The 13,187-nt window shown below is 44.6% G+C and carries 14 protein-coding genes and 1 tRNA gene; 6 read left to right on the top strand and 9 right to left on the bottom strand.

The features are described 5' to 3' along the window. Positions 1–263: 263 nt before the first annotated feature. Positions 264–638, top strand: coding sequence for an STAS domain-containing protein (locus GWG06_RS05405; RefSeq protein ID WP_160711836.1), 375 nt, complete (start codon positions 264–266; stop codon positions 636–638). A 57-nt stretch (positions 639–695) separates the two neighbouring features. Continuing rightward, positions 696–1,604, top strand: coding sequence for a ribonuclease Z (locus GWG06_RS05400; RefSeq protein ID WP_160711834.1), 909 nt, complete (start codon positions 696–698; stop codon positions 1,602–1,604). Between the two features lie 118 nt (positions 1,605–1,722). On the opposite strand, the gene dapA is transcribed toward GWG06_RS05400, so the two are convergent. Further along, complete coding sequence (dapA, locus tag GWG06_RS05395; RefSeq protein WP_127042455.1) at positions 1,723–2,598, bottom strand: 4-hydroxy-tetrahydrodipicolinate synthase; 876 nt, start codon at positions 2,596–2,598, stop codon at positions 1,723–1,725. Positions 2,599–2,679: 81 nt separating this feature from the next. Next, positions 2,680–3,633 carry an acetyl-CoA carboxylase carboxyltransferase subunit alpha gene (locus tag GWG06_RS05390; protein WP_173962804.1) on the bottom strand — a complete coding sequence of 318 codons (954 nt, stop codon included), beginning with the start codon at positions 3,631–3,633 and terminating at the stop codon, positions 2,680–2,682. Between the two features lie 169 nt (positions 3,634–3,802). Here GWG06_RS05390 and GWG06_RS05385 point away from each other — a divergent pair. Then, positions 3,803–3,876 (top strand) — tRNA-Asp (locus GWG06_RS05385). A 167-nt stretch (positions 3,877–4,043) separates the two neighbouring features. Here GWG06_RS05385 and GWG06_RS05380 read toward each other — a convergent pair. Together GWG06_RS05380 and GWG06_RS05375 are read right to left on the bottom strand one after the other, a co-directional pair. Beyond that, positions 4,044–5,009, bottom strand: a complete 966-nt coding sequence (locus tag GWG06_RS05380) for a hypothetical protein (RefSeq protein WP_160711832.1) — start codon at positions 5,007–5,009, stop codon at positions 4,044–4,046. Between the two features lie 76 nt (positions 5,010–5,085). Then, entirely contained in the window at positions 5,086–5,670 is a 585-nt protein-coding gene (locus GWG06_RS05375) for a hypothetical protein (protein ID WP_202182952.1), read from the bottom strand. A 557-nt stretch (positions 5,671–6,227) separates the two neighbouring features. Here GWG06_RS05375 and GWG06_RS05370 point away from each other — a divergent pair. Continuing rightward, positions 6,228–6,779 carry a dihydrofolate reductase family protein gene (locus GWG06_RS05370; RefSeq protein WP_160711830.1) on the top strand — a complete coding sequence of 184 codons (552 nt, stop codon included), beginning with the start codon at positions 6,228–6,230 and terminating at the stop codon, positions 6,777–6,779. Between the two features lie 142 nt (positions 6,780–6,921). Here the strand turns inward: GWG06_RS05370 and GWG06_RS05365 are convergent, their stop codons facing one another. Together GWG06_RS05365 and GWG06_RS05360 are read right to left on the bottom strand one after the other, a co-directional pair. Continuing rightward, positions 6,922–7,575 (bottom strand): NADPH-dependent F420 reductase, encoded by a 654-nt coding sequence (locus GWG06_RS05365; protein ID WP_160711828.1) that lies wholly within the window; start codon positions 7,573–7,575, stop codon positions 6,922–6,924. 18 nt (positions 7,576–7,593) lie between these two features. Continuing rightward, positions 7,594–8,430, bottom strand: a complete 837-nt coding sequence (locus GWG06_RS05360) for an MBL fold metallo-hydrolase (RefSeq protein ID WP_160711826.1) — start codon at positions 8,428–8,430, stop codon at positions 7,594–7,596. 187 nt (positions 8,431–8,617) lie between these two features. Here GWG06_RS05360 and GWG06_RS05355 point away from each other — a divergent pair, with 187 nt between their 5' ends. Next, entirely contained in the window at positions 8,618–8,893 is a 276-nt protein-coding gene (locus GWG06_RS05355; protein WP_235938151.1) for a winged helix-turn-helix transcriptional regulator, read from the top strand. Positions 8,894–9,016: 123 nt separating this feature from the next. Next, the gene (locus tag GWG06_RS05350; RefSeq protein WP_160711824.1) at positions 9,017–10,057 is read left to right on the top strand and encodes an alpha/beta hydrolase family protein; all 1,041 of its coding nucleotides are present in this window, start codon (positions 9,017–9,019) and stop codon (positions 10,055–10,057) included. 75 nt (positions 10,058–10,132) lie between these two features. Here GWG06_RS05350 and GWG06_RS05345 read toward each other — a convergent pair whose 3' ends face one another. The 3 genes from GWG06_RS05345 to GWG06_RS05335 all read right to left on the bottom strand — a co-directional run bounded on the left by GWG06_RS05345 (position 10,133) and on the right by GWG06_RS05335 (position 13,013). Further along, entirely contained in the window at positions 10,133–10,960 is an 828-nt protein-coding gene (locus GWG06_RS05345; RefSeq protein WP_158631596.1) for a hypothetical protein, read from the bottom strand. Between the two features lie 165 nt (positions 10,961–11,125). Next, positions 11,126–12,106 (bottom strand): aldo/keto reductase, encoded by a 981-nt coding sequence (locus GWG06_RS05340; RefSeq protein ID WP_160711822.1) that lies wholly within the window; start codon positions 12,104–12,106, stop codon positions 11,126–11,128. A 79-nt stretch (positions 12,107–12,185) separates the two neighbouring features. Continuing rightward, on the bottom strand, positions 12,186–13,013 hold the full coding sequence (locus GWG06_RS05335) for a helix-turn-helix domain-containing protein (RefSeq protein ID WP_160711820.1): 828 nt from the start codon (positions 13,011–13,013) through the stop codon (positions 12,186–12,188). Between the last annotated feature and the right edge of the window lie 174 nt (positions 13,014–13,187).

Here is a 13,187-nt window from a genome sequence, read left to right as displayed (position 1 = left end):
TGCTTATACAATAATAACGAATAATTCTGATTTAGATTATTGCGGTATTTCTTCAGAATGAAGTTATTCCTTTTTTACACTCAAACAACCTACACTTTAATAGTATAACAATTATTTTTGTGGAGAATAGGATCCGAACTTCTTTTAAAATACTTACGAGGAAAAAGCAGCTTTTGTTTAAACTCCTTCGTTTTAATTTTTTCAGGTGGGTTTTCCTCTTCGAAAGTGATTTTTTACTAAATGTATAAAACAACGTCCAACGCATGAAATTCAAAATTGATACCAAAGAAAAAATAGTGGTTTTTTGTCCAGAAGAAGTTGCTTTGGATGCTAATTTGTCAGACCAGTTTGTAAACACCATCATTGCGCTACCGGAACTGGACACCCGCAATCTCATACTGGATATAGGTTCCGTGGATACAATGGACCAACCGGGCATTCAAGCCATTTTAACAGTATACCAGTACCTGTATGACAACGGGCGCTCCTGTGCGATTACCGGCGTTAACAACACTTTAACGAGAGATCTGAAAGCAGCGGGCGGCGATATGCTGAATATTGCGCCTACCATGGCAGAGGCTATCGACCTTATTATGATGGAAGAGCTTGAAAGAGAGCTGCTGAACGGGGAATTATAAATAGCTATGGGCAGTTAGCCGCCTCCGGCTAACGTTTAATGGCTAAACGATATACATATGTTTGCAGTAACAATATTAGGCAATAATTCGGCTATTCCTACACTGGACAGGCACCCTACGGCACAGATAGTGACCTGTAATGATCAGTTACTGTTAGTAGACTGCGGAGAAGGAACCCAGATCCAGATTGCGAAATACCGCATCCGGCGAAGTAAAATCAGGTATATTTTTATCAGCCACCTGCATGGCGACCATTATTTCGGGCTGATCGGACTGCTGAATACCTTCAGTCTTATGGGGCGGACGGAGCCGCTGAGCGTATATGCGCCACCGGAACTGCAGGCTATCCTGCAGTTACAGCTGGATGCCGGCGGTACCCAGCTGAAGTATGAGCTGGCATTTATTCCGCTGACGGCGGGGTATAGCGGGGTAATACTGGAAGACAAGGACCTGGTAGTAAGTTGTTTTCCTACCCAGCACAGGATTTCCTGCTTTGGTTTTTCCATTGAGATGCAGAAGCGGAAACGGAAGCTGATACCGGAACAGGCGAAGGCATATGAGATTCCGGCAGCCTATTACAGCAAGTTGCAGGAAGGAGCAGATTATCTGCGGAAAGACGGAACGCTGGTGAAGAATGACTGGGTAACGCTGCCTCCGTGTAAGGGCAAGCGCTATGTGTACTGCGCGGATACGTTGTATGATGTGAGCCTGCTGCCCTGGCTGAGCGGCGCTGATATGATCTATCATGAAACCACCTACCTGCATGAGCTGGAAGCCCGCGCTGCGGAACGCTTTCACAGCACCACCGTTCAGGCTGCCTCCCTGGCGGCTTCTGCCAAAGCGCAACGGCTGCTTATAGGTCATTTTTCTTCCAAGTATACCGACCTGCAGCCATTCCTGGAGGAGACCAGGCCGATATTCCCTGAAACGTATATTGCAGAGGAAGGCACGACCTACATTATTTAAGATTTGATTATTTAATTATTTGAGATTTGTTTTTATGCAGGATGTATTGCTGAAAAATCAGCGGTGCATCTTGCATAAAAACAAATCTCAAATAATTAAATAATCAAATCCCAAATAATCAATATTTATTCAGGTAGACCTTAATCTGTTCCATCAGGCCGTCAGTAACGGGGAGTACCGGTAAGCGGAAATTGTTGCCGATAATACCTTTATGGGTCAGGAAAGCCTTGATACCGGCAGGATTGTTTTCTGAGAACATCAGATCGTAGCCTTGCAGCATTTTGGTATTCAGGGCGCGGGCAGCCGGATAATCGTTGATCAGTGCGGCGTGTACCATGGAGGAGAAATCGGCTGCGAAATAATTGGCAGCAACGGAGATAACACCATCCATACCACAGGCCAGCTGTGCGAGCGCGAGTGCGTCGTCGCCACTGACAACGAGGAAATCCTTTGGTTTATCGCGGATGATCTGCATACACTGCAGCATATCGCCGGAAGCCTCCTTCATGCCGATGATGTTTTCCACTTCGTGCGCCAGGCGCAGGGTGGTTTCAGCGGTCATATTGCGGCCGGTACGACCGGGCACATTGTAGAGGATGATTGGTTTGGGAGAAGCAGCGGCAATCGTTTTATAATGCTGATAAATGCCTTCCTGGGTAGGTTTACTGTAGTAAGGCGCCACACTGAGTACGGCCGCAGCTTCATCCAGCGGGCATTTTTCAAGTCTTTTTACTACATCTCCGGTATTATAATCGCCGATGCCAATAACCACCGGCACCCGCTTCGACACCTTTTCGAAAGTGAATTTCATCAAATCCAGCTTCTCATCTGCAGAAAGAGTGGGCGTTTCGCCGGTTGTGCCGAGAGACACAACATAATTCACGCCGCCATCAATCACATAATTGATCAGCTTTTCCAAAGCATTCCAGTCTATGCTTTCATCTGCTTTAAAGGGAGTAACCAGTGCAACCCCGGTGCCTTTTAGTTGTTCCATATTGTTTTTACGGGAGAAAAAAGAAAATTCGAATTCCGAAGGCCGAAATTCGAATTTTTTATTGTGATCTCTAAATTTTTTTTAGTGTTCTTCGTAAAAACCCATGCGGGAAAATTTCTCGATACGTTGTTCTATACGGGAATCTGGATCGATTTTCCTTAATTCTGCCAGTGTTTCCTTGATACGTTTTTTCAGTATATCCGCCATTTCATCCGGATTTACATGTGCGCCGCCAAGAGGTTCCTTCACCAGGCCGTCTACCAGTCCGAACTGGCTCATGTAATCTGATGTCAGTTTCAGTTCTTCTGCAGCCTTTTCCTTGAAGTTCCAGCTGCGCCAGAGGATGGTGGAACAGTTTTCCGGGGAGATAACCGTGTACCAGCTGTTTTCCAGCATCAGTACCCTGTCGCCGATGCCGATACCGAGGGCGCCGCCGGAAGCACCTTCCCCGATGATGATACAGATAACGGGAACACGCAGTTTCACCATTTCGAAGAGGTTACGGGCGATAGCTTCCGCCTGGCCTCTTTCTTCCGCTTCCAGGCCAGGATATGCACCGGGCGTATCAATCAGGGTAACAATAGGCTTGTTGAATCTTTCCGCCAGTTTCATGAGGCGGAGGGCTTTGCGGTAGCCTTCAGGATTGGCCATCCCGAAGTTTCTGAGCTGACGCATTTTTGTGTTGATACCTTTCTGCTGACCGATAAACATGACGGTTTCCCCGTCGAGGTCAGCAAAACCACCCACCATGGCTTTATCGTCTTTCACATTCCGATCACCGTGCAGTTCAACAAAGTTGGTGCACATTTTTTCGATATACGCCAGGGTATATGGCCTATCGGGGTGGCGGCTGAGTTGCACGCGTTGCCAGGCAGTCAGGTGGTCATAGATATTTTTGCGGGTGTCAACGATTTTCTGTTCGTATTCATTGACTGTAGCAGAAACATCCACGCCTGATTTAGCCCCATTCTCCTTCAGCTTTTCCAGCTGCTCATATAAGTCCGCGATAGGTTTCTCGAAATCCAGGAATTGCATAATTTGATTAAATTGGTTAAAGATCGGGTGTAAAGATAGTGCTGAAAATTTTTTTTAAAAAAGATTTGCTTAATTGGAAACTTTGTTGCTATCTTTGCAATCCCAAAACGGAGGTACACAACGAATTGGGAAACAAAAAGATAGCTATTTTTTAGTAATATTTTTGGAAGGATCAGTAGTTCAGTTGGTTAGAATGCCGCCCTGTCACGGCGGAGGTCGCGGGTTCGAGTCCCGTCTGGTCCGCAAAATCTCGAAGAAACCCGCGCTAGTCGCGGGTTTTTCTTTTATGGTCGATTAGTTAGTCGATTTTAGTTTAATTTTCCCTGGTCAGTTTATATTACTTTACTCAGGTTAACGTTCATTTACTAAGTTACGATTTAATCAAACGCTATAACTTAGTGAATATTCATTCAAGACTGCTCAAAACTAATATTAAGAACCTCATTACTCTGCGGATCAATTGGCAATTGAAATTTATTAACATCTATGGATTGATCAATCTTCTGTAAATAGTTATTCTTGAAGATATTAATACAATACTTAATCTTCATTGCTATACTGACATAAATATCCATAGTAACATCTATATCCGGTGGAAATACAAACCGTAGATAATTGTCTTCATCATGTAGGTCGCCAATACAACTCATTACAGCAGGGGTCCATCCCGGCATTAAATTTCCATGTGTCGTATTAAATGTATTTCTTTGGGAGGCCGCATGTAAATTAAAATTATCAAAAACGGCCAGATACGGATGAAACTCACCCGCCTTATCTTTTTCCACTTGCTCTTCTGAAAAAACATTTCCAAAAGGTCTGATTGGAATCGTAAGGCCATGTTTATATTGAATGTAAAAAAATTCATACTCTCGATAAAAGTCAAGTATCTCCCCAATAATTTCCTTCAACTTCATTTTACCTGCTTCGTATGCCTTCCTATCCTTGTCATTTGGGAATAATAGAACATGCGGATAATGAAATGCTTCTCCTAAGCTCTTATCATCGACTTTGAACCCTTTTATCAAATTAGTAATCTGTCCGGCTTGATAGGTAACAATATTCTTGATAAAATAGTCGGGATCTCTGGACGCCCGGATTAAAGCAAAAAGATCTTCTATGTATTGAATGCATTGTGCAATTGTATCATAATACAGTCCATGGGTTATCTCTTGAGCTATAGTAGCTTCGTGAGGTTCTTTATACAATTCTTCTGTGACACTCTGGTAAAAATCATATTTTGTCCTAAGTAATTTTTGAAGCGTAAGAACTTTTACATAGCGCCATTCGCTCCAGTAACTGTTCATATAATACCTAGTCATATCGGCGGAGGCTTGGCGCCTTAATGCAGGAGATAATCTTGAGGTTTTCTTTTTCATATCTTCGTTTTATATACCCAATTGTAATTGTAGATTTTTGAGGTCAATACTGCTTTTATTTAGACAGACGCCTCTCTCACCTCCGTCTTTTAGCCCTATCTGAAAAAATTGTCTTTTCAAATATTTCAAATATTATATCAACCGTTCCAAGAGCACTAAAAGAAAACTCTAAATTTTCTTTAGCGCTAAAATATTTTAGATAAAGAGTGGGCGTTCCTTTATAAAAGTCTAAAAAAAGATATTCAGTGTAATCATAAATACCTAAGTAGGCAAATTCATTTACAATAGCGAGATTGTGAAGCGTACACTGTCCTGGAAAACTTTCATAGCCGGACATTTCAAATCTGCGATGCTCCTTCTTCATCACTTCACTATCAATGTGCCTCAATTGCCCCAAAATAGCCCCTTCAAATGAAAGCTGTTTTCTTATAAAATCTAAAACATCTTCTTTGGATTTTTTTCTAAGCATTTCCACAGTCTCATTTCTGTTGAGAGTAGTTTCATATACAACAATCGCCAACTTTAACCAACGTGGAATTTCGTTATTGGGCTGTGTTGATGACTTTATACTATCAGCGGTATTACCTGTTATCTCCGCAATATCTGCATTGGTATAACCCAATCCTGCTTTCATTTCTTTAAATCTCTCGTGCCAGTTCATAAAAATGATTTTAAATAAATTCTTGACAAAAGTAACAATATAATTACCTTTATATCACAAAGGTAAATATATTATTACCTTTAAAAAGCATATTTAACAAAACATTAACCACAAAAAATAGAAAATTCATTTAATTTATTGGTATTAAAGCAATTATTATAAGAAGTTTGAAATTAAGGCAGTTGAAATCCTTTGCTACATTCGATTTACCTGTCAACTACCCGTATCTTTATTCCACTTTCCGAAATTCCCATGAATTATACCGAAGTTTGCAGGCCGCATAGCCAGCTACTGCTACGCACCGAAAATTGATTGGCAATTACTGGAGTAATGCGGCACTCCACTATTTATCAATTTCAATTTCTAGCATTCTTCTAGCAACCTTAATCTCCCCTATTCATGCTCTGAGCGTTATTTATTCTAGCACTTCGATGAGGTCTGACGTCACATTGTAAGCTCATGTTTACCTTCAACGCCATGACACAAGTATCAGAAAATCATTTAAATTTCATAAATTAATCAATCTGCATTTTTCTGACCTTCAACACCAGACAAGCATGAGACCTGTAACATTCGGATTGAATATTAGCCTGGATGGCTATTGTGATCATATGACCTTAAATCCCGGTGAGGAGCTTTATGACTATTTCACAAGTATGATGGATGACGTTGACCTGTACTTTTTCGGCCGCGTGATGTATCAGCTTATGTTTCCCTATTGGTCGGATATCGCGAAAGATCAATCCGGCACAGCAGGTGAAAACAGATTTGCCGAAAGATTTACCGCTATCGATAAAGTTGTTGTTTCCCGGACATTGGAAAGTGTGCAGGGGAATACCCGGATCGTTCGTGGCAATCCCGCAGCAGAGCTGCTGAAGCTAAAACAGCAACCCGGGAAAAAAATTGCGGTAGATAGTGTAAGCATGCTTCCGGAACTGATAACAGCGGGCCTGATTGATGAATTTAACCTGGTTGTCCACCCGGTGATGACAGGGCAAGGCCGGCGGTTACTGGATGCCGGCAGCCTTCATGAACAACTTAATTTACAACTGGCTGATACTATTGTTCTTAAATCCGGCGCCGTAGCACTCCATTACCGGAAACGGTAATGATTGGCTAATGTCCGGTGCAACGGGTACTTCCGGCTATGAGATGATATAAACAGGAGAGATGCAGTGCTCATCCGTATGTATTCCACTATTTAAAATACATACAGATGAGCACTGCATCTCCCCTCTTTACTTATCATATTTACCTCACAATCTTGAATCCGATGTGGCCGTTCCGGGTTGCGGTATATACACTCAGCCAGATGGGCAGCATCATTTCAGTAGAACGGGCATGTTCAATATTTCCGAGGTCGATAATATCTTTCCAGCCGAACTGCTGCAATATTTCAACAACGCTTGCTTTGGCGGCAGCATTATTTCCCGCCAGGAACATGGTTGCTTCTCCTCCGCTTCGGGCAGCGTTCACCATCACTTCACAGTTGACAATATTCAGTGATTTTACCACATGGGTATCGGGTAAAAAATGCTGAATAGCTTCTCCCAGCGAATGGGTATTACTCAGTTCCGGGATAAGCGCCGGCAGCTTACCAGGGACAAACAGCAGCGGATTGCTGACATCTATCAGTATTTTATTTTTGAGGTTCCCGGCGCCCGCCTGTTTCATTACTTCCAGTGAAATATCTCCCTGCGTACAGTTGAAAATGATTTCACCGAAAGCGGCAGCGGATGCAAATGTTCCTGCCGAAGCATGGCTGCCCTGTGCTTTTACCCATGCAAGGGCCTTTTCATTATCAGGAGTTCTTGACCCCATCATTACCTTATAACCCAGCTGAACAAGTTTCGTAGCAATGGTATTACCTACCATACCTGTTCCCAGTATACCTATCTGTTTCATATAAAAAAACGAAAAAAATTAATGTTGATGAATACCTGCCAGTTCCTTCCCTACGTTATCGGCTGAAAGTGCCACCATAAATTGGCAACCATAATCAGGGAATGCTGACAACATGATCTCTTCAAAATGTTTTCTGCTGTTATCATTAAAAATACCTGTTCCGCCGGTAGCTTTCAATACTTCTGAACAATAGCGGAGGAAGTATGCCCTTTGTTTTTCAAAATCCTTTATATCACATACAGGGCCATGTCCTACGTAGAAAGCAGCGTAATCTTTCATCGTTGGCGCCAGTACTTCCAGGTTGGATAACCAGCGGAGGATACCGCCGTCATTCATATAGGTATGATTGTTTTTGTACAACAGATCACCAATGAAAGCAGCGCGGTTGTCATCTTCCAGCAGCCAGACAGAATTGGCATCACAATCACCACCGGCGCCGATGTCAAGTACAGAAAAAGTCATATTTCCGATACGCACCTGGTCACCATGATTGACTAATTCTGTTGGATATGCCCATTGCGGAATCCACTCTTCGCCAAACATACCGGACCATTGCGCATGTTTTGCCTGTTCTGTGTCAAGCATTAATTGCTTTACGGCAGGTGTTGCAAACACCGGTATGTCCTGTTGCTGTTTAACATGATATGTACCCGCTACGTGATCCGGGTGACCATGGGTAAGAATGATGCCGGCAACGGGTTTGCCCAGTGCGTCGGCCTGTTGTTTCAGGGCAAGACTATCACTTTTTGTAAGGGTAGTATCTACTATTACCAGTTCATTGTCGCCTTCTGCAATAAAAGCATTTACTTTAAGCATCGGCTCCTGTGATGTATAAGTATGAATTTTTGTTTTCATTTTCTACTTTTGAATTATTATTGTGTATGTCAAAAGTAAATTCAATCTACCTCCTGCGCAATAACTGTCAATTCTGACAGGTACAAAAAAACGTTATGATTATTAAAGGAAAGAAAGTTGGTTTTAAACTTTACGGGAAAACCTACCATTGTGCCATGGATATTACGATGGATTATATCGGTGGAAAATGGAAAAGTTCTGGTACCTGCGGAATAATACGATGCGCTTTACTGAGCTGCGGCAGCGTATTCCGGATATCACAGAGAAGATGCTGAGCCTGCAACTGAAAGCGCTGGAAGCAGACGGACTGATTCAGCGGGCCTCATTTGGCGCCAAACCGCCGCTCCGGGTGGAGTATTCCTTAACCCCATTCGGGAAAACCCTTATCGATCCGCTGGAGAGCATCGCCCGGTGGGGCCGTCATCTGGGAGAAAGCGAAGGTACTATTGAAGAAATGGAATAATAATTATTTAATCTGCCGGAGCGCTCCGGATTTCCCGGCTGCCGTGGTGGAATATATGAGATATATTGGGTAACTTCAGATGAACTGTTGCGGTACTTACTCCCACACCTTTAAACAACGCTCATGCAACCCCGGCGAAAAAAAAGTTTTCTGCGCTCCCTGTTAAAAACAGTCATTATAATAGCCATTATCTCCTGTTATGCCAATTTCCTGCATCCTGTTCTTTTCTTCCGTAAACCTCCCCTGACGAATGTTGATAGCAGTGTGCTGCAACGGGGAATACCCGTAGCTTTCACTAGCAATGGATACCAGCTGAAAGGCAGACTTCTGGCTCCTCCCCGCCCCTCGTTCAAAATCCCTGCGATTATCTTCCGTCCGGGATCCGGCGCTACCTCTTCCTACGCTTCTTCCGGTTATCCCGGATTACTGAAGGCTATGCTGGAAGAACAGCTACCAATGGACAGTATGGCTGTTCTGTACATTGATAAAAGAGGCGTGGGCGCTTCTGAAGGACAATGGTACAACACCACCTTTGAAGAAAGCGCAGCAGATATGAAGGCCGCGGCCGATTACCTGTCCTCACTGCCCTATATAGATCCGCATAAAATAATTATCGCCGGGCACAGTGAGGGAGGATGGATTGTGGAAGTATGTCTGTCCAGATACCCGGAGACTTTTGCGGGCGGCCTCTCTCTGGCGGGGCCTACGCTGGATGTAAAGGAACAGATCATCCATGAGTTCGCGGGGACCGCTATCTGTGTGGATAAAAAGCCGCGGGAAGCCGCCCTCCGGAAAGCGCGTATATTCGTTAACGTTGCTACCGTAATGTCTGAACTCTTCCCGTTTACGCAGCAGTGGCGGCAGCTGGCGGTAACACACGGCTTTAAAGCCGCTCCGTACATACAATCTATCAAAAAGCCCGTACTGTTTATGTTTGGTGAAAATGACCGGACGGTATGGGCAGATGATTGTCTGCGGAAATTACAGCAGATATTTCCCGGCGGATACCCCGCGCATATAGATACCGTGGTGCTGAAAGGCACTAACCACCGTATACGGACAGCTCCTGCCTGTTACCGCGGCAGTAAGGTGTATCCTTTTTCTGATGAAGCCAGACTTCGGATAAATCAATGGATAAGAAAAGTCGCCTTTAGCCAGTTGTAAACCTTACTGCTTCAATGCAACAGGCGTCTGCCATACACAATATGACAGACGCCTGTTACTATGACCGTTACCAGGTTATTTCCTGAAAAATAATTTCTTCGGCGCTTCTGCTGTCAGTTCACAGCGGAGTGTAGCCCCATTCGTAATCAGTTTAGTGATTTCGCCTGCACCTTCCAGCACAGTGGCCACGCTGAAATGTTCATCTTCAATACGGGATATTACAACAGCGCCCACCGTTTTCTTCCTGGTAATTTTCTTACCATCTACACTGACTTCTACAGACTCGAACACTTTGAACTCATCGCCTTCTCTCAGGTCCACGGCTTTACCGGCGGATAACAGCACTTTAACCGCATCGCCATAGGGATTTTTTTCTTCGATGGAAGCGATGGTAGCTGTCAGCCTGAAATTATCCTTTACGAATTTGTCCAGGCGGCTGCCGGCTCCCTGCAGGGCATCATTGAAAGCATTTTTCCCCTTGCCGGTATTAGCGAAGTTGCCTGCTGCCACCAGTTCTCCGGAGTTAACATCCAGTACTTTCACATTGAAGATGATTTCTGTCTGCGGTGTTACTGACGTTCCGAATACCGGCAGTTTGGTTTGTTTCTGGTCTTCCATTACACTGACGATGTTACCTACCAGGAGGTACTGGGCTTTCAGCTCTTTCATGGCTGCCAGCTGCGCACTTTCTGCCGGCTGGCTCTTCACCTGGTCCAGTTCACCGCGTTCTACAAAATCAAACCTTTTGGTACGCAGGAAAGCATCTTCCACTGCATTCCTGACAGCATCCTGGTGACCGGTGCTGTCACTTCCCCTGAACACGATACCAATGAGCGGTTTGGTTTGAGCGAAGGCACAGGAAGCCAGCAACAATGCTACAGCAGTAATAATATTCTTCTTCATATCAGATCGGACCGGAGGTTTTATGACCATCCGGATTTGTTGGCAATAAGTTTTTCAGCACTAATTTAGCTCAAAAACGTATATACAACGCCGTTATTATGCCCGCTTCCGGAACAATGCATGGCAAATCTGAATTTTAACATGGCTTTAAGAAGAATGGTTATTTTATTGCAGGGTTCTCAGTTTGGCCAGGTCTTCATCTCTGCGGCTGCCATAGATGGTAAGGGAGGCCAGTGCTGTTTCCAGCGCTGTATATTCAGCGGTTGTCAGGGTTACCGCTGCTGCACCGAAATTTTCCGTTAGCCGGTCCCGTTTCCTGGAGCCGGGAATAGGTACGATAAAATCTTTTTTGTGCAGCATCCATGCCAGGGAAATTTGTGCCGGCGTAGCATTTTTCGCTGCCGCCAGTGCTGTAATCACCTGCAGCAACGGCTGATTGGCGATGATATTTTCTTTATTAAAACGGGAGATAACCCTTCTGGCATCTTTTCCGGTGTAGTGATCGTCCGCGCTGACTTTCCCCGACAGAAGACCGTTGGCCAGCGGAGAAAACGGTACAAATCCGATACCCAGTTCTTCGCACAGGGGAATCACCTCTTTTTCAAAACCGCGGGCCATGATGGAGTATTCACTCTGAATGGCTGTCAGCGGTGTAACGGCATGCGCTTTTCTGATTTCTTCCACCGTAGCCTGAGACTGGCCCCAGCCAAGGATTTTACCTGCCTTTATGAACTCGCCCATGCAAACGGCGATATCTTCTACCGGAATATCTTTCGTTACCCGGTGCTGGTAATACAGGTCTATATGATCTGTACCGAGCCGTTTCAGCGAGTTATCCAGGCGGTTGCTGAGTTCTTGTTTCAGCTGTGGGAGTGAATGATATCCGCTGTTTTCCGGGATCAGAAATTTGGTGGCTATCACGGTCTGCTGCCGGAAGGGCTTCAATGCTTCGCCCAGCAGTTGTTCATTGGCGCCCATAGCATACCCTTCGGCGGTATCAAAAAATGTACAGCCCAGCTCAAAGGCATGATGTATCAGGCGGATGGCTTCTTCTTTATCAGGCACAGGAATGTATCCCTGGCTCAGGCCCATACAGCCGTAACCGATAGCGGAGACTTCCAGTCCGTTCAGTTTTCTTTTGTTCATGGTACTTGTATTTATTCATACAAAGTTCCTGTTAACTATCTTCCGGATTAAAAGAGAATCAAACCAAAAAGTATGATTTTCAAACTTTTTCTTTCCGGAAAGATGTAGGTGTTTTACCGGTCACCCGTTTGAAGTAGTTATTAAAGTAGGTAGGATATTCGAATCCGAGGCTATAGGCGATGTCTGCAATGTTCCAGTCGCTGTGCTGCAGCAGGCTGACGGCTTCCGCGGCGATGCGTTCAGCAATATGCGCAGAGGTAGGTTTACCGGTTACTTTCCTGACAGACCGGTTGAGGTAGTTAACATGTACGGAGAGGGCGTTTGCAAAATCGTGCGGGTTTCTTAACCTGAGCGGATCTCCGGTATTGTCTACCGGAAACTGTTGTTCCAGCAGTTCCAGGAAGAGGTATGTGATCCTGGCGGCGGCATCTTTTTCTTTCCGGTTATCTTCCGCCGGCTGCAGGCGCATGGCTTCATGTATAATCAGCGCGATGCAGTTACGCAACATATCCTCCCGGTGTTCGTAATCGCTGCCGGAGGTATCGAGCATCTGCTGAAAAAGGCTGACCAGGAAGGCGGCTTGCGCGCCGCTGACAGGAATAACGGGAGATGCACCGATACGGAATAACGGAGAATGCTGCAGTAGTCCTTTCCGTTCCCTGCCGGCAATAAACGTTTCGGTAAACAGGCAGGCAAAGGCTTTATTCTTCCGGGACAGGTGTTCCACCGAATGCGGCAGATGCGGGTTGGCAAAAAACAGGAAGGTATCTTTACAGGTTACTGTCCGGCCGCTGTAACCGAGCAATACCTTACCGGTTACCAGCACTATTTTATAATAATCCCTTCCGCCGTGGGAATGCGACGGCTGCAGGTTTACAGGGACTTCATATATTTTAACGCCTTTCATCTTCCATATTTTTTAACACCAGCTATCTTTACAAAGTTAAGAAAATCAAACCTTGTTCATTTAGTTATTTGGTTATTTGAGATTTGTATCCAATCGGTATGCATACTATGCTTCCGTATGCATACCGATTGGATACAAATCTCAAATAACCAAATAACCGCATCTCAAATAATT

The organism is Chitinophaga solisilvae, from assembly GCF_009928525.1.
GTDB classification, from domain to species: domain Bacteria; phylum Bacteroidota; class Bacteroidia; order Chitinophagales; family Chitinophagaceae; genus Chitinophaga; species Chitinophaga solisilvae.
This window is presented reverse-complemented; position numbering and strand designations above follow the sequence as displayed.